The 19,154-nt window shown below is 40.9% G+C and carries 16 protein-coding genes and 2 pseudogenes; 6 read left to right on the top strand and 12 right to left on the bottom strand.

What is annotated here, in order from left to right; all coding sequences use genetic code 11:
* Positions 1-2: 2 nt before the first annotated feature.
* A complete protein-coding gene (locus tag JCM10512_RS03315; RefSeq protein WP_044160427.1) occupies positions 3-1,175 on the bottom strand; it encodes a glycosyltransferase in 1,173 nt (390 codons plus the stop codon).
* 270 nt (positions 1,176-1,445) lie between these two features.
* On the opposite strand from JCM10512_RS03315, the gene JCM10512_RS03310 reads away from it, so the two are divergent.
* Positions 1,446-2,264 (top strand): glycosyltransferase family 2 protein, encoded by an 819-nt coding sequence (locus tag JCM10512_RS03310; RefSeq protein ID WP_148298246.1) that lies wholly within the window; start codon positions 1,446-1,448, stop codon positions 2,262-2,264.
* Positions 2,265-2,304: 40 nt separating this feature from the next.
* Here the strand turns inward: JCM10512_RS03310 and JCM10512_RS03305 are convergent, their stop codons facing one another.
* The 9 genes and pseudogenes from JCM10512_RS03305 to JCM10512_RS03265 all read right to left on the bottom strand — a co-directional run bounded on the left by JCM10512_RS03305 (position 2,305) and on the right by JCM10512_RS03265 (position 11,381).
* Positions 2,305-3,096 carry a glycosyltransferase family 2 protein gene (locus JCM10512_RS03305; protein ID WP_044160558.1) on the bottom strand — a complete coding sequence of 264 codons (792 nt, stop codon included), beginning with the start codon at positions 3,094-3,096 and terminating at the stop codon, positions 2,305-2,307.
* Positions 3,097-3,123: 27 nt separating this feature from the next.
* Positions 3,124-3,618 (bottom strand): FAD synthase family protein, encoded by a 495-nt coding sequence (locus JCM10512_RS03300; protein WP_044160425.1) that lies wholly within the window; start codon positions 3,616-3,618, stop codon positions 3,124-3,126.
* A 14-nt stretch (positions 3,619-3,632) separates the two neighbouring features.
* Positions 3,633-4,670 carry a pyridoxal-phosphate-dependent aminotransferase family protein gene (locus JCM10512_RS03295; protein WP_044160424.1) on the bottom strand — a complete coding sequence of 346 codons (1,038 nt, stop codon included), beginning with the start codon at positions 4,668-4,670 and terminating at the stop codon, positions 3,633-3,635.
* A 35-nt stretch (positions 4,671-4,705) separates the two neighbouring features.
* Entirely contained in the window at positions 4,706-5,764 is a 1,059-nt protein-coding gene (locus JCM10512_RS03290) for a CDP-glycerol glycerophosphotransferase family protein (RefSeq protein WP_044160423.1), read from the bottom strand.
* 4 nt (positions 5,765-5,768) lie between these two features.
* On the bottom strand, positions 5,769-6,512 hold the full coding sequence (locus JCM10512_RS03285) for a lipopolysaccharide kinase InaA family protein (protein WP_044160422.1): 744 nt from the start codon (positions 6,510-6,512) through the stop codon (positions 5,769-5,771).
* Between the two features lie 141 nt (positions 6,513-6,653).
* Entirely contained in the window at positions 6,654-8,201 is a 1,548-nt protein-coding gene (locus JCM10512_RS03280; RefSeq protein WP_244436863.1) for an LTA synthase family protein, read from the bottom strand.
* 527 nt (positions 8,202-8,728) lie between these two features.
* Entirely contained in the window at positions 8,729-9,712 is a 984-nt protein-coding gene (locus JCM10512_RS03275) for a glycosyl transferase family 90 (protein ID WP_044160420.1), read from the bottom strand.
* 33 nt (positions 9,713-9,745) lie between these two features.
* A pseudogene (locus JCM10512_RS03270) lies at positions 9,746-10,772 on the bottom strand (glycosyltransferase family 9 protein).
* A gap of 3 nt (positions 10,773-10,775) precedes the next feature.
* Entirely contained in the window at positions 10,776-11,381 is a 606-nt protein-coding gene (locus JCM10512_RS03265) for a DUF4254 domain-containing protein (protein ID WP_044160419.1), read from the bottom strand.
* Between the two features lie 116 nt (positions 11,382-11,497).
* On the opposite strand from JCM10512_RS03265, the gene pdxB reads away from it, so the two are divergent.
* Positions 11,498-12,535, top strand: a complete 1,038-nt coding sequence (gene pdxB, locus JCM10512_RS03260; RefSeq protein ID WP_044160417.1) for a 4-phosphoerythronate dehydrogenase PdxB — start codon at positions 11,498-11,500, stop codon at positions 12,533-12,535.
* Between the two features lie 27 nt (positions 12,536-12,562).
* Here pdxB and purN read toward each other — a convergent pair whose 3' ends face one another.
* Positions 12,563-13,144, bottom strand: coding sequence for a phosphoribosylglycinamide formyltransferase (gene purN, locus JCM10512_RS03255; protein ID WP_044160415.1), 582 nt, complete (start codon positions 13,142-13,144; stop codon positions 12,563-12,565).
* Between the two features lie 149 nt (positions 13,145-13,293).
* Here purN and JCM10512_RS03250 point away from each other — a divergent pair, with 149 nt between their 5' ends.
* The 3 genes and pseudogenes from JCM10512_RS03250 to rnc all read left to right on the top strand — a co-directional run bounded on the left by JCM10512_RS03250 (position 13,294) and on the right by rnc (position 15,712).
* Positions 13,294-13,530 (top strand): acyl carrier protein, encoded by a 237-nt coding sequence (locus JCM10512_RS03250; protein ID WP_044160413.1) that lies wholly within the window; start codon positions 13,294-13,296, stop codon positions 13,528-13,530.
* A 17-nt stretch (positions 13,531-13,547) separates the two neighbouring features.
* Positions 13,548-14,809: pseudogene (gene fabF, locus JCM10512_RS03245) on the top strand (beta-ketoacyl-ACP synthase II).
* A 3-nt stretch (positions 14,810-14,812) separates the two neighbouring features.
* Complete coding sequence (rnc, locus tag JCM10512_RS03240) at positions 14,813-15,712, top strand: ribonuclease III (protein ID WP_044160411.1); 900 nt, start codon at positions 14,813-14,815, stop codon at positions 15,710-15,712.
* Between the two features lie 28 nt (positions 15,713-15,740).
* On the opposite strand, the gene JCM10512_RS03235 is transcribed toward rnc, so the two are convergent.
* A complete protein-coding gene (locus tag JCM10512_RS03235) occupies positions 15,741-16,751 on the bottom strand; it encodes an ATP-dependent 6-phosphofructokinase (RefSeq protein WP_044160408.1) in 1,011 nt (336 codons plus the stop codon).
* Positions 16,752-16,889: 138 nt separating this feature from the next.
* Here JCM10512_RS03235 and JCM10512_RS03230 point away from each other — a divergent pair, with 138 nt between their 5' ends.
* Positions 16,890-18,410 carry a GH3 auxin-responsive promoter family protein gene (locus tag JCM10512_RS03230; RefSeq protein ID WP_044160405.1) on the top strand — a complete coding sequence of 507 codons (1,521 nt, stop codon included), beginning with the start codon at positions 16,890-16,892 and terminating at the stop codon, positions 18,408-18,410.
* Positions 18,411-19,154: the final 744 nt, after the last annotated feature.

Here is a 19,154-nt window from a genome sequence, read left to right as displayed (position 1 = left end):
TCTTAATCAAACATTATTATACATTTCTTCAATCGAGACATTACAATTACCCAATCATAATTACAAGCCACATATTGCTTGCCCTTTTCCCCCATTTCATCTCTCGTTTTTTTAGACATATCTAACCTGTAAAGTTTAGAGATAAACTTTTTTTTCCCGACATAAGGTAAAGCTGCATTATTACTCCTTATACAATGTTCTCTCAAGACAGCACATTTACCATTTACAAGCATTGGTTTTCCTTGATTCATTGCCTCAAGCAATATTAAAGAAAGACTCTCAAATTTTGAAGGGTTTATTACTATTTTAGCATGTTGCAATATCGAGATTTTCTCTGCCTCACTTACAAAACCAGTATACACTATATCTTTATGTAAAAAGGGTATTTGCTCAAAGTTAAGTCCCCCTACCATTACCAACTGAAGTAATGACTGAGGATACTTCTTTTTATAACTGACAAAGTAGTCAAAAACATCTCCCACCTTACCCGGATCAATCCTCCCCATATATAGCAAATAATCCGAAGGAATCTTATATTTTTCTCGAGTGGTCTCCCAAGAAGCCGGTTCAGAGACCTCTATCCCAACACTAATAATGCCGTGGGGAGCCATTTTTTTCCCAAAAACTCTCTCAGCAAGCACCTGCTCAGCTTTCGTATTAAAACCAATATAAGCAACCCTTGTCATCACATCTGTTTGAATAGCCTTAAAAAAGACACCTTGGTTGTGCATTGTCGGAATCAAAAGAGTCTTACTCGGTACCTCCATTGCTGTAAAATAGGTTGTAGATTCAGCCATATTTATAGGTATAAAGACTTTATATTGATCTTTATTTTCTCGCACATAATTACACATATCAGGAGAGTAAAAAGGGGAACTTAAAAAAGACTTTAATTCAGCTTCCCGCTTCAGTCTCCATATCGGAAATATGCCAGAATAGTATTTCAAGATACCTAAGCGAAATAAAAAGCGCCTCCATTTCCGCGCAGGCTTCTCTTCCTTGGAGTATTGCCTATGTTTTAGCCCATCAATTGGCGCAACACTAAAACGACGGACCAAAACCCCATTACATATTTCGCAGCCAGCAGGAAGCTCATTAACTCCTGTATTATAATTACGAACACACGTTGTCAAAACTTCAACATCATAGCCATCAACAAGTCTTTCTGCTAACATTCGGCAATGGTATTCTGCCCCCCATTGATATCCTCACCATATCTAATAACCACTAAAGCTATTTTTTCTTTTGTCATTAGGTATTACCCTCCACTTTTTACTTCAAAAATGATTATAGCACAAATTTACATAATATGGAAAACAAGTCAGCTATGATCTATCCAAAAATAACCTTATAAGACCTAAAAAGAAATATAAATTCCATAGATTGGATATTTTTATGTAAATTTGTAAAGTTCTTTAGATGCATAAAACTGAATAGTTAAAAAAATGAAGAAAGACATTAGTGTATCAGTTATTATCCCAACCTATAATTGGCCGGAAGCTCTAAACTTGTGTTTACAGAGTGTCCTAAGCCAATCGATTCTTCCTGACGAAATAATTATTGCAGACGATGGCTCAAGATCAGATACAGCTGAACTAATCAACAACATAAGCCAACAACAGTCTAGCGTTCCAATTATTCATGTATGGCAAGAGGATAATGGATTTAGACTTACACAGATTCGCAATAAAGCAATAGCAAAAAGCAGTAAAGAGTATATACTCCAGATAGACGGGGATGTGATCCTTCACAAAGACTTCATTAAAGACCACATTCGTTTTGCACGAATAGGAAGTTTTGTCAGTGGGAGCCGAGTAACAGTAGAAAAAGAGATGACCAATAAGCTTCTGAAAACACAAGACTTCAACCTTTCACTTTACTCTAAAGGTATCCATAATAGGCTAAACGGAATACATCTCCCTTTTTTGAGTTTTCTACAAGAAAAGTACCGTCGCAACGACATCCTATATGTAAGAGGATGCAATATGGCTTTCTGGAGAGAAGACCTATTAAAAGTTAATGGATACAACGAGGAGATGACCGGCTGGGGACGTGAAGACAATGAATTGGCAAGCAGACTCATTAACGCAGGGATTGAAAAGAGAATTATTAAATTCGCAGGAATTGTATATCATCTTCATCATTCATTACGACCTAGAACCAATCTCAACAAAAACGATCTAATTTTAAGGCAATCTGTTAACACGAGGGCCATACGGTGCGCTAAAGGAATAAGTCAACACATTGATAACCCTATTGCATAAACTACGTTTTAGCCTATGCAATAGGGTCACAAAAAACACTTTATTTTGTTTTTACTATCCCATTCTCGCACCAAGCTATTTTATCTCGAATAACTTGATGTAACACCTCTTCGTGATAGTGCAAATTGGCACGCGAAGCAAGTGTGTGGTACAGATGAAACTCCACTCCACCCATTTTTAATTGTTTCTTCTTCACTCCTGAGTGTACCAAACGATAAGCAAGTTCCACATCCTCCTGTCCCCACATCTCTAACGACTCATTATAGCCGTTTACTCGCAAGAAATCGTCAAGCCAATAGGCCATATTGCAACCGCGAACTCGCCACATGCTGTTCTTAGCATAGCGTTCGGCCAAATACTTGCGAAGAATTCGGGAACGAAAAGCATTGAGCATAAAGCCTAAACTATGTTTAAAAAAACGAGGATAGGTTTCCCATCCTCGCAAGACACGAGTGGTAGAATGCCGTCCCAATAGAACACGGCTGCCACATACCAAATATCCCTTCGCTGCCAAATCCAAGTGGTCGGCAATAAAGTTTCTATCCAAAACTACGTCACCGTCTATTTGGATAATATAAGGATGGGAAGCTTTAAGAAGTGTCTTATTTAAAATAACCGTTTTTCTAAAGCCATCATCCTCATGCCACACATGTATAATGGGTATATCCGCCTTTTTTCGCAGACGCTCAATGAGTTGGCGCGTCTCGTCACGCGAGCCATCATCGGCAATCAAGATTTCATCAGGCTTTACTGTTTGTGCAAATACGCTGTACAAACAAAGCTCCAATGCCCTCTCCCAGTTATAGGTGGATATCAATAAAGAAATTTTCATCATACAAAGATTTTACTTCTACCTCAGTTATTTTTTCTCGTCTTCCGGCCAGTTATAATCCAACTCAGCCTCGCGTTGCAACGCAGCAGCAATAATCTCATTTGTGCTCTCTATAATATGTTTCTTTATGCCAGTTGTACTGACCCCCGGGGTATACGGAAAGTAAATTACTTCTTTTTCTGGTTGTTGCTTCATCCATTCCAACCCTTCTAGGTATTTATTCTCCCAATCGTCTCCTATCGTTACGATGTCAATATCTTCGGATTGTAACTGAGCTATCTCCGTTAACTTTACTTGCTTCACCACTTTAGTTACACATTTAATTGATGAGACAATTCGGATGCGTTGTTCAAAAGGTATAACAGGTGGCATTCCCTTATAGTGTTGAATTAATTCATCCGTACTTACACCAACAATCAACTCATCACCTAATGCAGCCGATTTTTCCAGGATATTGAGATGTCCAATATGAAACAAATCGAAACTGCCTGATGTAAATACTCTGATCTTCTTCTCTTTCATAACTTAGTATAGATTTAACGGTTTTCAATTTCCTTTATGCGCTCGGCCAAATTATCCAGATCTTCTTTACTTTGAATTCCTAAATGGGATACCCGGAAGTAGCCGGGTGTACCCCCAGGCATAATAAATATATCTTGCTTTATCAGTTCTTTAAAAAGAATATCACTATTTCTTCGAACAAAAAAGCCGGTGATACTATTTGAAGGGGTTTCTGCAGGAACCTCCCATCCGTTCTTCTTACATAATTCACGGAAATAAAGTGCCTTTTCGCGGACAGAAGCTATTATTGCTTCCACACCAAGAACCACATCTTTTTGCAACCGGGCATGCAACTGCATGAAAAGAGTTGTAGCCGGACTATATGGTGTCTGCCCACGTTCCAGATTTTTCAGGTTCTCAGCAAAATCAAAATAATAGGATTTAGGTGCAAAGTCAAGCTGAAGTGCTTTCGACGAGAGAAAGATAAATGATAACCCCGGGGCAATATTCAGTCCCTTCTGGCTACTTGTGATACAAATATCGATCCCTAAAGCATCCATATCTAATTCATCTGACAAGAAAGAGCTAATCACGTCTACCACTAGGGAGACATTGTATTTCTTGCAAATTGCAGCTATTTTTTCTAAGTTATAAAGTTGCCCCGTAGACGTTTCATTATGCTGACACAGTAGAACACCGGGACGTGAAGAGGCTATGGCATCTTCCAGTTCTACATAGTTGATATCGCGTGCAAAAGGAACTTCAAAAACCTCACTCGAACATTGGTAATAGTCGCAAAGACTTTTCCAACGGTAGCCAAATGAGCCTCCGGCAATAATAAAAGCTTTACTGAACAATGTTACATAGTTCGTAACAACCGCATCCATAGCTCCGGTTCCGGAAGCTGTATAAGAAATGACACGTCCATTTGGACAGTTTATTAAACTTCGTAGCATTTTCTCAGAGTCTTTAACCAACTCCGAAAACTGTTCCGTACGCATATAAGGAAAAGGCTTACCACCAATCTGGAGGATCGAGTCTTCTATATTTCCTGGAAAAACATATGATTTCATATTTTTACTCAATCAAAAATTTATTTTTATTGTTGTCACTCACCTCTTCTCTTTATCTTTCCAAATGTCTTTATACTTGTGTATCTCCGCCATAAATTAAGCTTACGCTCCTTTGGCACACCATGCCGACGAATATAGTCAGCAGCCGCATCCAGCATCCGTTTACATACCATGCCATCCAGATGGGGGTCATAGTTGTCTACGATCCAACGCCGCCTAACTATATCTTCTTCATTATACAAAGCATTTTCAAAAGCATTCGGTAATTGAGTTGCATCAGTTATATTTGTCCAATATATATCTTTCGCAATTGTGCGGTAAGTTATAACCGGACGTCCTAAGAGTAAGAACTCATATACGGTAGATGATGTATCGCTTATCATCAAGTCAGACATCAACTGATATTTAGTAACATTAAACCCATCCACCCACACGATATGTTCATTCTGTTCTGCAAAGAGTTTATACTCATCCACCCACTCTTTACGCATCAGTGGATGGAACTTTAACAGCAAAACGATATCCTCCATTTTTACTAAATGCAAAAGAGCTGACTTTAATGCGCAAACAGACGTTAAAGATGGTGAAAATGTGGGGGCATACAAGACTATCTGCTTTTTCCCATGCATTTTCAAGAGTTCTTCACGTTCTTGGTCAAAATCAGCCATGTGGGCTTTTATCCAGTCTTGCTTGGGCCAACCTGTCTCAACGACTTCAAAATCGCCATATTTAGCAGAAAGTTCTTTAAATTTCTTTGTAAAATAAGGACCTTGGGTAAAGTAGGTATCAAAATAGCGTCGAATGATCCAATGATCTTTTTTCTCAGCAGCATATCCATGAAAAACCTGTATTTTCACTCCCGGCAAATAATAGGGAACAATGTTGCCCGGAACGAATATTGCTTCCGGAGAAAAGTCATAAACCTGTTGCATGTCATGCGTATAATCGACTTTCCCTTGCAATGGGAAATCGGGAATCTTCAAAAGATGCACATACCACAACAATTGATTCTCTGCTGATTTTATAGCTTCTTGATAAATAGGATATAATATATCAATAGCATATTTATTCTCACAAAATAAGACTATGCGCATAGTTTCACAGTTCTAATTTATATTTCACTATGTGCTTCTTCGAAAAATAAGTCCAGAACTTCTTTCGGCATGCCAACACGCGTTCGATACAATACTTTTCATCAGCTTGCCGTGCTTGTGCATACTCCTTGGCAAGTATTTCGAAGAATGCTTTCTGCCCCCATAAACGAGCAAAATTCGCACAACCCATATCTATACTGATTCTTCCAAATGTCATTCGATTAATGTCTACCAACATAAAGTGGTATTCACCGTCTACCTGATCAAAAAGAATATTGCCGGGAGAATAGTCGCGGTGCATGATACCCGCCTGGTGTAAATCTGCAGTATAGCGTGCAAAAGCAACAATTACATCTCTATATTGTTCCGCATCGGCATTACCAAACTCATAAAAGTTTCGGGGATAGGGACACTGCATACTTACAAAATAAGAATAGTTTATCAATCCGCAACGTCGTTCTTCAATGTATGCAATGGGAGCCGGGGTTTCAAAACCTTTTTCGAGTAATAGCTCCGGATATTCAAAAGCTCGTTTCCCCTTGGGAACGCGAAAAAATGAATAAACAATGCGATTGACGTAAGCCGGTATTCCATAACGTTTTACGTTAATTTCCACCCCGCCCACATTCAATACTTTGATAAGATTCCGCCCCGAATAAATAATTCGGCCTTCCTTTTCAAAAGTCGTCGGAATCTTTTCTATAAAATCACGCAAATGTTCATATGCGGAATTTACTACTATCTTCATACTTCACCTTTATATTTTCACCCTGTGTTTTTCCAATGGAAAAAACAATATCCATTTTCAATCAAAAAGAGATAAATTATACAAATGTAACACATTTCTTTTAGCTATAAGTGTAAACAATTTATCTTTTTATCTATTTCACTAAAAATTAGTGATTTGTTCTTTAGAAAAATAATCACAACTAATGATTAAATCTGAGATTTTCCACGCGTCTTTGGCATGTTGAATCTCAACCGGAGAGACACCAACCGTATCACCGACAATTTCCATTTGAGCAGTTATCGCAAAGGCTTTCTTATCGGGTGAAAGAATACTTTGCCCCACACCCCTCCATGGGTAATCATCAATTCCAAGCAGATCTAACAAAGTAGGGTACATGTCTACTTGACCCATTACTTTTTCATAACGAAGGTGTACAGGGGAGTTTATGACCATGAAAGGAGTAAAACACCCTGACGATATTATATCTTTTCCTAAAGGATGTTCATAAACGGCTTTTCTTGTCAAGCCAAAACCCTCATGATCACCTGTTATCACAATCATTGTATTTTCAAATTTCTTTTGTGAGCGCAAGAACGAGATAAACTTCCCGATAGCATGATCCGTATAGTTGGCTACAACCATGTAATCCCTCAACCGGGCAGGCAGCTTATCGGAGAAATGAATGCGTTTACTCTCATCCGGAATCGTAAATGGAGAATGCCCGGAATAAGTGACGCATTGAGCCAATGTGTGTCCATTAGCGGGGAATAATTCTTCCGTAGCCAGCTTCTCACCACATTGTCTGAGGAAAGAAACATCTCCGAGACGATGACATGGGCCGGTCTTCTCATCTAACACAAAATATGGCTTATCAAGAAGCTTATCGTAGCCAAAATCCTGAGCTACTATCGCAACATTCCATACTACTTTCTTATCCACTGTCAGGCAGCAGGTACCACCGCCCGCATGTTTTTCTTTAAATGCCTTATCAATGCTATAATAAGTATGATGAGGAAAACGAGCACTAAAAGCGCCATAATTAATAGGCAAGAGCCCTGTATGCAACAACAACTGTCCATCGATTGACCGGCTACCTTTTACCTGTGTTTGCACATAAGGAGCATACAAAACGCTCTCTTCTTTCAATAATCTGTTTAAATTAGGAGTGATTTCTTGACCTTCAGCGCTCTTTTCGAGCACCCAACTTTCAAAAGACTCTGCTAAAATAATGATACAATTGTCACGAGCTTCTATTTGGAATGGAAGAGGTTGTCTTTTAGGTTGCTTACTTAACCAATCTTCTATTTCTTGCTTTACCTGAGGTGTATACTCTATTTTATCTTGTATACATTCATAATAAAGAGATCCCATAATCGTATAGATAGGAGTACCACAAGTCTGATAATGAACCAACAATGACTCATAAGCTTTTTTGTAACCTCCGTGATAAATAAAAATGCCTCCTAACGACAATGCCGGTATACAAATACACCAGATTAAGAACTGTAAGCATTGTCTAGCCTTCTCTTTAAATAAAACGGATAGATTCTGCTTCCGAATAAGAAATAGATACAAGACTGTCAACATCGGAAATCCCAAATCTGTCCATTGAAGTGAGTCGAAGACGCTGGCAGTAAAATCGGCCAGGTTACCGGCTAAGAAATAGCTATCAAATGGAATTGATGTATAGTAGGTTCTGAAATACATCAAATTAACTATTAACAAAATATCAACTAGCGTACCGACTACTACCGGATACCATCTAGAACGTATATACAAAAAAGGTACTGCTAATAAAGAAGCGAGCAGGAACTTCGTCAGATAGGTCTGTGGAAAAGAAAAAGACGAAAAAGTTGTATGCAGGCACCAGTCTAAATCAAATAAGATGAATTTAAAAAAAAGGAAACCAATAAACAACCCTAAGTTTTTGTGTGTTTGTGTTAACTTTAACCTCATAATGAAACAATTATAACATTCTAGCAAAAAGTCTATAAGAATAGCCAGCATAAACCTCTACACTGAGCGCATTGACCATACGTCCACAAGGTGATGCTGCAGGTATTTAATACCGAATCAGTTAAGCGTAGCTTTAGCTATTTTGGCAGGCGTCACAGACGAACTAACGTTTTATCAGAATCCGCCTGAATAAATCACCCGCCTCTCTTTCTCAAAGATCAGAGGGGTGTTGTCTATCAAATCACGTAAATGTTTGTGCGCGGAATTTATATCTTTCTTCATATCTTATCGTTATACTGTCCCGTTGCTCTAAAATACTTCTCTAATACAAGTAACGAGATCAAATTTTCTCGCCTTTTATTTTTGAATTGAGCAACATAGTCATGGGCATGTTCGATTATTTGTTGTGCTTCATCAACATGTTCTATATAATACCGTAAACGAGACTCTAAGTCTGAGAAATCCGGTTTTATTTCAATATAATGATAATCAGGGATCAGCGTGCCTTCCATAAACCAGGTTTCGCAAGTAGGACGCGGCATCACAGCAATAGAGTTGGAGGACATTATCCATTTCAGATTACTCGCAACGTCATTTCCTTCAAGGGCCATCACAAATTTATAATCCAGATGCTCCTGAATTGTTTTCTTTTCAGTCTGCCACTCTTCAGGATCGGTGGTATTTTTGCTCACATCACCCAGATCACACATCGGATGATAAAAATACATCTCCATAAATTGTCTGCGCGAAGATTTGCCTTTCACTTTCCCACGAAAAATAGCCATGTTCTTCTTAGAAGCAAACGGCTTTTTATCATTAACAAAGATAAAGTGACGCACCTTATCCAACTTCATTACAATTGAGTTCTCGTTATCAGCAGCCAAGGGACGGCTCTTAACGATGGAAGGATATTCCGGAATATAAGTTACATCGCCGGGACAAAAGCCCCATTGAAAGCGATCCGGAAACCAACGAGTATATTGATAGGTATCAAAAAAATAGACCTTTTGCCTTCCCATCTTATGATCTGCCAAATGAAGTGCAGTAGAAGGAAGTTCTATAAGCCCGGTCAATTTATTATAATAGTCGACACGTTGTTCTATATATGCTTTATCATTTCTCCGAGATAGAGTTGCTAATCGATGGCGAAGACGCATCTGAAAGAAAATCTTTGGTACTAAGAACCTGCATAGATTTACCGCATAGTAAATAAATTTAGGGTTTTTCCCACTACGTAGCGTATATAAGAATTTATTTTTCATTCTCGTTCGATGTATCGGGTTTATCGGTCTCTTTTAACTTATTATCCCTTCAATCTTCGCTATTACCTGTTCGGGAGTAATCTCTCTTAAGCAAGCATAATCGCCTCGCCAACAAGGTTTTTGGCCATACACAGAGCAAGGACGACATTCCAGATCGAGTTGTACGGTGTTTACCGGAAGTTGCTTCCATCCCATAAAACCTGCATACGGATGCGTAGCTCCCCAAACTGAGACAACAGGAATGTTGACTAAAGAAGCTAAATGCATATTGGCTGAGTCCATCGACAGCATTACATCAAGGTGACTCATCAGATTTAACTCGGTGCGCATATTTAACTTGCCGATCATAGACGTGAGGGTCGGATACTTACTTGTCCATCGTTCGAACACCTCTTGCTCACTTTTACCTCCGCCAAAGAGAAAGACTTTGACCGAAGGGTCAGCAGCAAAATGAGCGACTACTTGCTCTTGGTATTCAAGCGGGTAGATTTTACCAATATGCTTGGCAAAGGGAGCTATCCCGATCCATTTTTGCGTTTTCCGTCCGACAATTGTTTCTATTTCTGCAAAATCGCCCTTACCCTCTCCATAAATTGAGGAGAAGTTCAACAGCACGGGAAAGCCTAGCCTTTCTAACACATCTGCATAGCGACGGAAAGAACTCTTTTGATTTTCCAAGACTTTATCCTGCCGACGAACAAGCATCTTTTTGCCCTTTCTTCCTTTGCAGATAGAGGCCACCGGTTTGTTGGCCAGCCGAAATCTCAAATCCAGGTATTTGGTTCGAAGCACATTGTGGAAATCGGCTATGTAGTCGAAACGTTTGGCTTTCAATTCGGCATAAAGCTGTTCAAGCCCCACCATCCTTTATGCCGTCCGGTAGGATCAGCACCAATAAAATGTACATTAGGAGGTAGTTCCTGAAACAAAGGTTGCCACACCGTACGGCTTAGTACGGTTATCTCATGCTGAGGATATTGCACCGCCAACGAATAAACTACAGGAATTGCCATGCTACATCACCAAGAGCCGAAAGCCGAATAACTAGAATATGCGCCATCCGTTATTTTTTAGCATAAAGCACCGGATTCAATGCCGGGTCATTATACATTTTCATCTGTTTATATACTTTCATGTATTTTTTTCCTGCCTCGATATCAGCTAGCAACTGATCAATAGCAGCAGATAGGTCTTCTTTCTGTTCTAATAATACATTCAGTTTTGCTTGGCATTGTGCCTTGTGCTCGGGTGTTGTATCTGTGCGGTTCACTTCTTGCTGCATGTGATAAATTTTCAATGCAAGAATTGAAAGACGGTCAATAGCCCATGCAGGACTCTCCGTATTAATTATCGCATCAGCCTGCAATTTAACATCTTTGTATTTATCGAGAAAATAGCTATCTATCAACTCAACCAAATCCGTGCGATCTTGATTGGATTTATCTATTCTACGCTTCAAAGCTAACGCTGCGACCGGATCAATCTGAGGGTCACGAATGATATCTTCGAAGTGCCATTGTACAGCATCAATCCAATTTTTCAAATACAAATAGTATTCAATTGACTTCAACTCGTAAGGATTGTTCATCGAAGCGTCCACACTATCCGTTACATGATAGTCTATTACAGACTTCTCAAAAATACCGTTGCAAAGATTACTAAACGCCATAATTTTGAATATTTAATAAATATATAATGAACAAAGCTATGTAATATATTTCAGACAAGCAACCGTTTCTTCCTTTTTTATTTTCTACCTTTGTCTCATCAAAAGTCCAATTGTATATGAAAATTATTATAGACGATAAAATCCCTTACATCAGAGATGCTGTAACCAAAATAGCAGAACAAGTTATCTATGTTGCGGGGAAAGACTTTACACCTGAATTGGTACGTGATGCTGACGCGCTCATTATACGAACTCGCACTCACTGCAACAGAGAATTATTAGCGGGCAGTCGCGTAAAGTTTATAGCGACGGCCACCATCGGCTATGACCATATAGATACTGACTATTGCCGGCAGGCGGGCATTGAGTGGACAAATGCACCTGGATGCAATTCCGGTTCTGTTGCCCAATATATCCAATCGACTTTATTGCTCTTGCAATCGATGCGACTCAAGAATCTCAGCAAGCTCTCGATCGGCATTGTAGGAGTTGGGAATGTGGGAAGCAAAGTTGCAAAGATCGCCCAAGAGCTTGGCATTAAAGTACTACTGAATGATTTACCGCGAGAGGAGAAGGAAGGCTCCGGTAATTTCTCTTCACTGAAGCGTATTGCCGAGGAATGCGACATCATCAGCTTTCACGTACCTTTATATAGAGACGGAAAATATAAAACATTTCATCTGGCTGATACAGACTTCTTCAAGTCGTTACGTCGCAAGCCTATCATCATAAACACGTCAAGAGGAGAAGTTATAAAAACGGAAGCGCTACTCGCCGCTATCGATCAGGAACTTATTTCGGATGTAGTTATAGATGTATGGGAACATGAGCCGGATATAAACCGAGACTTATTGAAAAAGGCTTTTATCGGCACACCACATATTGCCGGATATTCCGCTGATGGAAAAGCGAACGCCACTCGCATGTCTCTGGAAGCTATCTGTCGTTTTTTCAACATAGAGGCCACATACAGCATCAATCCACCTGAACCGACCTCTCCTATTATTAATACAAAGAGCCGCGAGGATGCTTTATTGCAGATTTACAATCCGCTCGAAGATAGCGAACGATTAAAGTCGAATCCGGAACTTTTTGAAACACTCCGAGGTGACTACCCCTTGCGCAGGGAAGCCAATGCATATAAGCTCCCCTAGAAATACCGAAAAGATAGTATGTGACTCCTATTCCTCTTTAAGACCGGCTACAATCCGGTCTATTAATATAGGATAGTGCGTATATTCCAAAACATGCACTTTTTTGGCCACATCATCCGGTGTATCGGAAGGCAGTACAGGGCAAGCAGCCTGAAAAATCACATCGCCTTCATCATAATGCTCATTAATATAATGTATAGTGATACCGCTTTCTTTTTCTTCGGCAGCAATTACTGCCTGGTGCACACGATCGCCATACATTCCTTTTCCACCAAACTTGGGCAGAAGAGCCGGATGTATATTTATAATTTTATTCGGATATGCATGCAAAAGCAAATCGGGTACACGGATTAAGAATCCGGCTAACACAATAAAGTCGATACCATATTCCTGTAAGATAGCCAGCACTTTATCGCCTGTTACCCAATCTTCTTTCAAAAATACACATCCGGGCACCTGTAAACGCTCAGCGCGCTCCAAAACATAAGCGTCACGCTTATTGGAGAGTACCAACGATATGCTAACCGAATCATTCCCTTGGAAATACCTAATAATATTCTCGGCGTTCGTTCCGGAGCCAGAAGCGAAAATTGCGATGTTTTTCTTCATTATAGAGTGTTTCTATGCACAAAACAGTGAAAAATGTGCAATTAGTTGCATTTAATTAGTCAAATATTTGCGCAAAACGATAAATATTCATTCCTTTGCACCGCAAATTTAAAGAAATAAAACTAATTATTAATTAAAAACTTAAAGTTATGTCTGAAATTGCATCAAAAGTAAAAGCGATTATCGTTGATAAATTAGGCGTAGAAGAATCAGAGGTTACTAACGAAGCAAGCTTCACTAACGATCTGGGAGCAGATTCTCTCGACACTGTAGAACTTATCATGGAATTCGAAAAAGAATTTGGTATTTCTATTCCTGATGACCAAGCTGAAAAGATTGGCACTGTAGGTGATGCTGTATCTTATATAGAAGAACACGCTAAGTAATTATCGATTTCATCAATATGGAATTAAAAAGAGTGGTAGTAACTGGCCTTGGCGCCATTACTCCCGTTGGCAACGGTGTACCGGAATTCTGGGAAAACCTAGTGAACGGGGTTAGTGGAGCAGGGCCTATTACTCATTTCGACGCATCACTATTCAAGACCCAATTTGCATGTGAGGTAAAGGACTTTGATATCAATCAATACCTTGACCGTAAAGAAGCCAGAAAAATGGATCTTTATACTCACTATGCGATTGCCGTTGCTAAAGAGGCGGTAGAAGACTCCGGTCTTGATGTAGAAAAAGAAGATCTGAACAGGATCGGTGTTATTTTTGGCGCCGGTATTGGGGGAATACATACATTTGAGGAAGAAGTAAGCAATTACTATACTCATTTGGAAATGGGTCCTAAGTTCAATCCGTTTTTCATCCCCAAGATGATTTCGGATATTGCTGCCGGACAGATTTCAATTATGTATGGCTTCCATGGTCCTAACTATGCGACTTGTTCAGCTTGTGCAACTTCCACCAATGCGATAGCAGATGCTTTCAACCTGATTCGATTAGGCAAAGTAAATGTAATTGTATCCGGTGGTTCGGAAGCTGCAATCTTCCCAGCCGGTGTAGGCGGTTTCAATGCTATGCATGCTCTATCAACCCGTAACGACGATCCTACCAGAGCCTCACGTCCGTTCAGCGCAAGCCGCGACGGATTTATCATGGGCGAAGGTGGTGGTTGTTTGATATTGGAAGAGTTGGAACATGCAAAAGCTCGTGGTGCAAAAATATATGCAGAAGTAGCCGGTGTGGGCATGTCTGCTGACGCACACCACCTGACTGCTTCTCACCCCGAAGGCTCGGTGCCAAACTTGTAATGCTAAATGCCTTGGAAGATGCAGAAATGGATCCGAATGAGGTAGATTACATCAACGTACACGGTACATCAACTCCGGTTGGTGATATTTCCGAGGTGAAAGCCATTAAGGAAGTATTCGGCGATCATGCTTATGAGTTGAACATCAGTTCAACAAAATCAATGACAGGACACTTACTTGGCGCTGCCGGTGCGGTAGAATCCATCGCAAGTATCCTCGCCATTCAGAACGGCATTGTTCCTCCGACTATCAACCATGAAGAAGATGACAAAGACGAAAAGATTGACTACGAACTCAACTTTACGTTCAACAAAGCTCAAAAACGCGACGTTAAGGTAGCTTTATCCAATACATTTGGATTTGGCGGTCATAACGCATGTGTTATCTTCAAGAAATTTGCAGAGTAAGTCGTGTTACGCAATCAAATAGATAAGATAAGGCTCTTTTTCCGCAAGGACAAAGAGTCTTATCTTTGTTTTTATCGGATTCTGGGATTTTACCCACGCAACATCGATATTTACGAGCAAGCTCTGCTACACAAATCAACCTCGATCCGTTCGGAAAAAGGACGCCCACTCAACAACGAGCGACTGGAGTTTCTCGGTGACGCCGTTTTGGACGCCATCGTAGGAGATATCGTTTATAAGCATTTCGAGGGTAAGCGCGAGGGATTTCTAACCAATACCCGTTCCAAAATCGTGCAACGGGAAACGCTGAACAAACTAGCTGTTGAGATTGGTCTTGACAAGCTAATCAAGTACTCCACCCGTTCTTCGTCACACAACAGTTATATGTACGGCAATGCCTTTGAAGCATTCATCGGAGCCATTTACCTCGATCAAGGTTATGAGCGGTGTAAGCAATTCATGGAGCAGAAGATTATCAATCGGTATATTGATCTGGAAAAGCTATCCCGCAAGGAGGTGAATTTCAAATCCAAGCTTATTGAATGGAGCCAAAAGAATAAGCTAGAGGTTTCCTTTGAGCTTATCGAACAGTTCTTCGATCAGGAGAGTAATCCTGTATTCCAAACAGAGATACGCATCGAGAGGCTACCTGCCGGAACCGGAACCGGATATTCCAAAAAAGAATCGCAGCAAAATGCGGCTCAAATGGCCATTAAGAAGATTAAAGATAACACATTTATGGCCATCGTTCATAAAGCCAAGGAAGAGCACCTCGTTCCGGAAAAAGAATCCGCGCCAACGGATGTGCTGCCGGCAGAAGTCGAACAAAATAAAGAATCACTTATTAATACCGAGGTGAAAGAAACCGAAGTTTCAAGTGAGGAGAAAGGTTTGATCGAATAAGTCCAAGCAGCCTCAGCAAACAAGAAGCCTATCCGAAGCAGATCCCCATTCGACGTCCTTGTACGACAAGGTCGTGTTCTTCATTCACCAATTTCAGTTTTCCTGCGACCTCTCCGAGGGGAATAGATACAATATCATCTCCTTTAAGTGCGATCATACGCCCGAATTGTCCGTTAGCGATCAGTTCGGTTGCATGCCCACCCATACGGGTTGCGATATTCCGATCAGAAGGTGTAGGCGATCCTCCGCGTTGAATATACCCCAACACCGTTTCACGAGTCTCGATACCTGTTTCATATTCAATTTCTTGCGCTATATATTCAGCTGCACGCTTGTGCCCATCCGTTTGAATACCTTCGGCCACCACGACGATTGAATAAGGCTTTCCCTTTCTCAGCCGTTCCAGAATAGTCTCTCCGACCTTCTTCATCGAATATGGTATTTCCGGCACCAGTATAACATCACCACCTCCGGCCATCCCGGAATATAAAGCAATCCAACCGGCCTTATGACCCATCACTTCAATAACCATCACACGTTTATGAGAACTTGCCGTAGAGTGTAAGCGATCGATAGCATCTGTTGCAATGCTAACTGCCGAATCGAATCCGAAAGAAATATCCGTCCCCCAGATGTCATTATCAATTGTTTTAGGTATCGAAACGATATTCAGTCCCAAATCCGCAAACTTGGCTGCTGTTTTCTGGGTTCCATTTCCACCGACACAAACCACACAATCTAAACCCATCTCTTTTACATTTTGCATAATAAGAGATGGCTTATCCACATCGGTCATGATCCCTCCTTTTTTGAATGGCTTTTCACGAGAAGTTCCCAGCATCGTACCTCCCAGATTCAATAGGCCGGACAAAGACTTCTCAGTGAACTGTTCGACGTCTTTCGTCAATAGTCCCTGAAAGCCACTGTGAATACCAATCACTTCCATTCCATAGTGATTAATAGCCGTCTTACATACGCCACGGATCGTAGCATTAATGCCGGGGCAGTCTCCCCCCGCTGTCAGGATTCCGATTCTCATTGTCGTTTTTTTTAGCCCAAAACTCGTATATCGCTTTCGAGGTCATCCGTTTTAACAAATATTTCCGACGTAAAGATAGAAAAAAAAGATAAATAGGGTTACTTTTGCACGAATAAACATTATCATGTGATAGCAAAAATGAATATTACTAAGATTATAAGCAAGACTTTCAATTCGCGTTTAAAAGAAATAGATCTTTATGCTACCCAGCCCGGCGATATTCAGCAAAAGGTGCTGAGACGTCTGATCAATGAAGCAGCTCATACCGAATGGGGACAAAAGTATGACTACTCGTCAATTAAAGACTATGAAACATTCCGCAATCGCTTGCCTATTCAAACCTACGAAGAAATAAAACCTTATATAGAACGGCTACGTGCCGGAGAGCAGAATCTGCTTTGGCCATCCGAAATACGCTGGTTTGCCAAATCCTCCGGGACAACCAATGATAAGAGCAAATTCTTGCCTGTCAGCAAGGAAGCGTTACAAGACATCCATTACCGAGGTGGAAAAGACGCGGTAGCCCTCTACTTTCGCATGAATCCGGAAAGCCATTTCTTTTCCGGTAAAGGGCTGATTCTGGGTGGTAGCCACAGTCCGAACCTCAACTCCAATCACAGTTTAGTGGGTGACTTATCGGCCATCCTGATCCAGAACGTCAACCCGTTGGTTAACTTTGTCCGGGTGCCAAGTAAGAAAATCGCCTTGATGAACGAATGGGAGACCAAAATAGAAGCGATAGCCAACAGCACAATCCCAGTCAATGTAACCAGCCTGTCGGGTGTACCATCGTGGATGCTCGTACTTATCAAACGCGTATTGGAAAAGACCGGCAAACAGAGTTTGGAAGAAGTATGGCCCAATCTGGAAGTATTCTTCCACGGCGGCGTAGCCTTCACTCCGTATCGGGAGCAATACAAACAGGTTGTTCGCTCACCCAAGATGCATTATGTGGAGACGTACAATGCCTCTGAAGGTTACTTTGGCACACAGAACGACCTTTCCGATCCGGCGATGTTGCTCATGATTGATTATGGAATATTCTACGAATTCATCCCGTTGGAAGAGGTCGGCAAAGAAAACCCGCAAGTATATTGCCTGGAGGAAATCGAACTCAACAAGAATTATGCGTTGGTAATCTCCACCTCGTGCGGATTATGGAGGTATATGATTGGTGATACGGTTAAGTTTACCAGTAAGAATCCCTATAAGTTCGTGATCACCGGACGAACCAAACATTTCATCAATGCTTTCGGCGAAGAGCTGATTGTAGATAATGCCGAGAAGGGACTAGCTAAAGCCTGCGCAGAGACAGGAGCCCAGATATGCGAATACTCGGCTGCACCCGTATTCATGGACGAACATGCCAAATGCCGACACCAATGGTTGATCGAATTCGCCAAAATGCCGGATTCGGTAGAGAAGTTTGCCGCCATACTCGATGCCACCCTGAAAGAAGTGAACTCCGACTACGAAGCTAAGCGTTGGAAAGACATCGCTCTGCAACCTTTAGAGATCATTGTAGCTCGTTCGGGCCTGTTCCATGACTGGTTGGCCGAGAAAGGAAAACTAGGCGGACAGCACAAGGTTCCTCGCTTAAGCAATACGCGTGAATACATCGAAGCGATGTTGCCACTCAACAACAACGATAAGTTGTAACCAAGAGCAAATCCCGTTAAGCCCAATTTGGTGAAGTAAAAAGTCGGATCACTCCTTTTCCTTGGGAGTGAATCGACGGGAAATTCCGGGTAAAATGACTGAAAACAATGTTTGGGATTTGTCTTTCAGCTTTCAGCTTCAAGGACAACCTGCTGGTTTATAAAGACTTTAAGCTGAAACCTGTGGCTGATTGAATATTTCTAGCCTTCAGCCGGTTCTTTACCCATTTAGATGCAGGCCTGTTTTCTCAAAGATAGTATTTCGTAAGATATCCGGAAGAATCGACCGCTCCTTTCAAGTAAGCTGCGTACTCATCCCGAGCAACTGGAGTACTTGAGTGAGGTAAACCGACATGCGAGTGGACTAACTTGAGTACTTGATCTAAGCAACCGGAGTTCTTGACTCAAGTCACCTGAGTGACAGTCTATTAATACCTATCCCATAGACTATTAATGCTTCAAATCCAAACCATTAACACTTGAAAGCCTAGCGAAAACAGACCATATTCAAGTAATCCTAGAGTCATTTCTTATCCATTAGTCACCTGGATATCTGACAACTATCGAACAAAACAAACGCTAATTTGCACCTAACGTGACGAAGAGTCCTTCAGACTTTCTCCGGTAATCGCGTAATTTCCGAAAATCACAGGAGATGAATACGCTAAACGTTTATGCTTTAGTGCGGCGACAAGCTACATAGCCGACCCGGGTTGCTCAACAGCCGACCTTCGTTGTCCAATAA

The sequence above is a fragment of the Bacteroides reticulotermitis JCM 10512 genome, assembly GCF_000517545.1.
Lineage (GTDB): Bacteria > Bacteroidota > Bacteroidia > Bacteroidales > Bacteroidaceae > Bacteroides > Bacteroides reticulotermitis.
The sequence above is the reverse complement of the archived record's forward strand: the minus strand, read 5'-3'. Positions and strand labels throughout refer to the sequence as shown.

Excerpts from the sequence above, each read along its gene's own strand:
- JCM10512_RS03290 (WP_044160423.1), bottom strand. The coding sequence starts at position 5,764 with ATGCGCATAGTCTTATTTTGTGAGAATAAATATGCTATTGATATATTA.
- JCM10512_RS03285 (WP_044160422.1), bottom strand. The coding sequence starts at position 6,512 with ATGAAGATAGTAGTAAATTCCGCATATGAACATTTGCGTGATTTTATA.
- JCM10512_RS03315 (WP_044160427.1), bottom strand. The coding sequence starts at position 1,175 with ATGTTAGCAGAAAGACTTGTTGATGGCTATGATGTTGAAGTTTTGACA.
- JCM10512_RS03280 (WP_244436863.1), bottom strand. The coding sequence starts at position 8,201 with ATGTATTTCAGAACCTACTATACATCAATTCCATTTGATAGCTATTTC.
- pdxB (WP_044160417.1), top strand. The coding sequence starts at position 11,498 with ATGAAAATTATTATAGACGATAAAATCCCTTACATCAGAGATGCTGTA.
- JCM10512_RS03230 (WP_044160405.1), top strand. The coding sequence starts at position 16,890 with ATGAATATTACTAAGATTATAAGCAAGACTTTCAATTCGCGTTTAAAA.
- JCM10512_RS03300 (WP_044160425.1), bottom strand. The coding sequence starts at position 3,618 with ATGAAAGAGAAGAAGATCAGAGTATTTACATCAGGCAGTTTCGATTTG.
- JCM10512_RS03305 (WP_044160558.1), bottom strand. The coding sequence starts at position 3,096 with ATGAAAATTTCTTTATTGATATCCACCTATAACTGGGAGAGGGCATTG.
- JCM10512_RS03265 (WP_044160419.1), bottom strand. The coding sequence starts at position 11,381 with ATGGCGTTTAGTAATCTTTGCAACGGTATTTTTGAGAAGTCTGTAATA.
- JCM10512_RS03235 (WP_044160408.1), bottom strand. The coding sequence starts at position 16,751 with ATGAGAATCGGAATCCTGACAGCGGGGGGAGACTGCCCCGGCATTAAT.
- JCM10512_RS03250 (WP_044160413.1), top strand. The coding sequence starts at position 13,294 with ATGTCTGAAATTGCATCAAAAGTAAAAGCGATTATCGTTGATAAATTA.
- JCM10512_RS03275 (WP_044160420.1), bottom strand. The coding sequence starts at position 9,712 with ATGAAAAATAAATTCTTATATACGCTACGTAGTGGGAAAAACCCTAAA.
- purN (WP_044160415.1), bottom strand. The coding sequence starts at position 13,144 with ATGAAGAAAAACATCGCAATTTTCGCTTCTGGCTCCGGAACGAACGCC.
- JCM10512_RS03295 (WP_044160424.1), bottom strand. The coding sequence starts at position 4,670 with ATGAAATCATATGTTTTTCCAGGAAATATAGAAGACTCGATCCTCCAG.
- JCM10512_RS03310 (WP_148298246.1), top strand. The coding sequence starts at position 1,446 with ATGAAGAAAGACATTAGTGTATCAGTTATTATCCCAACCTATAATTGG.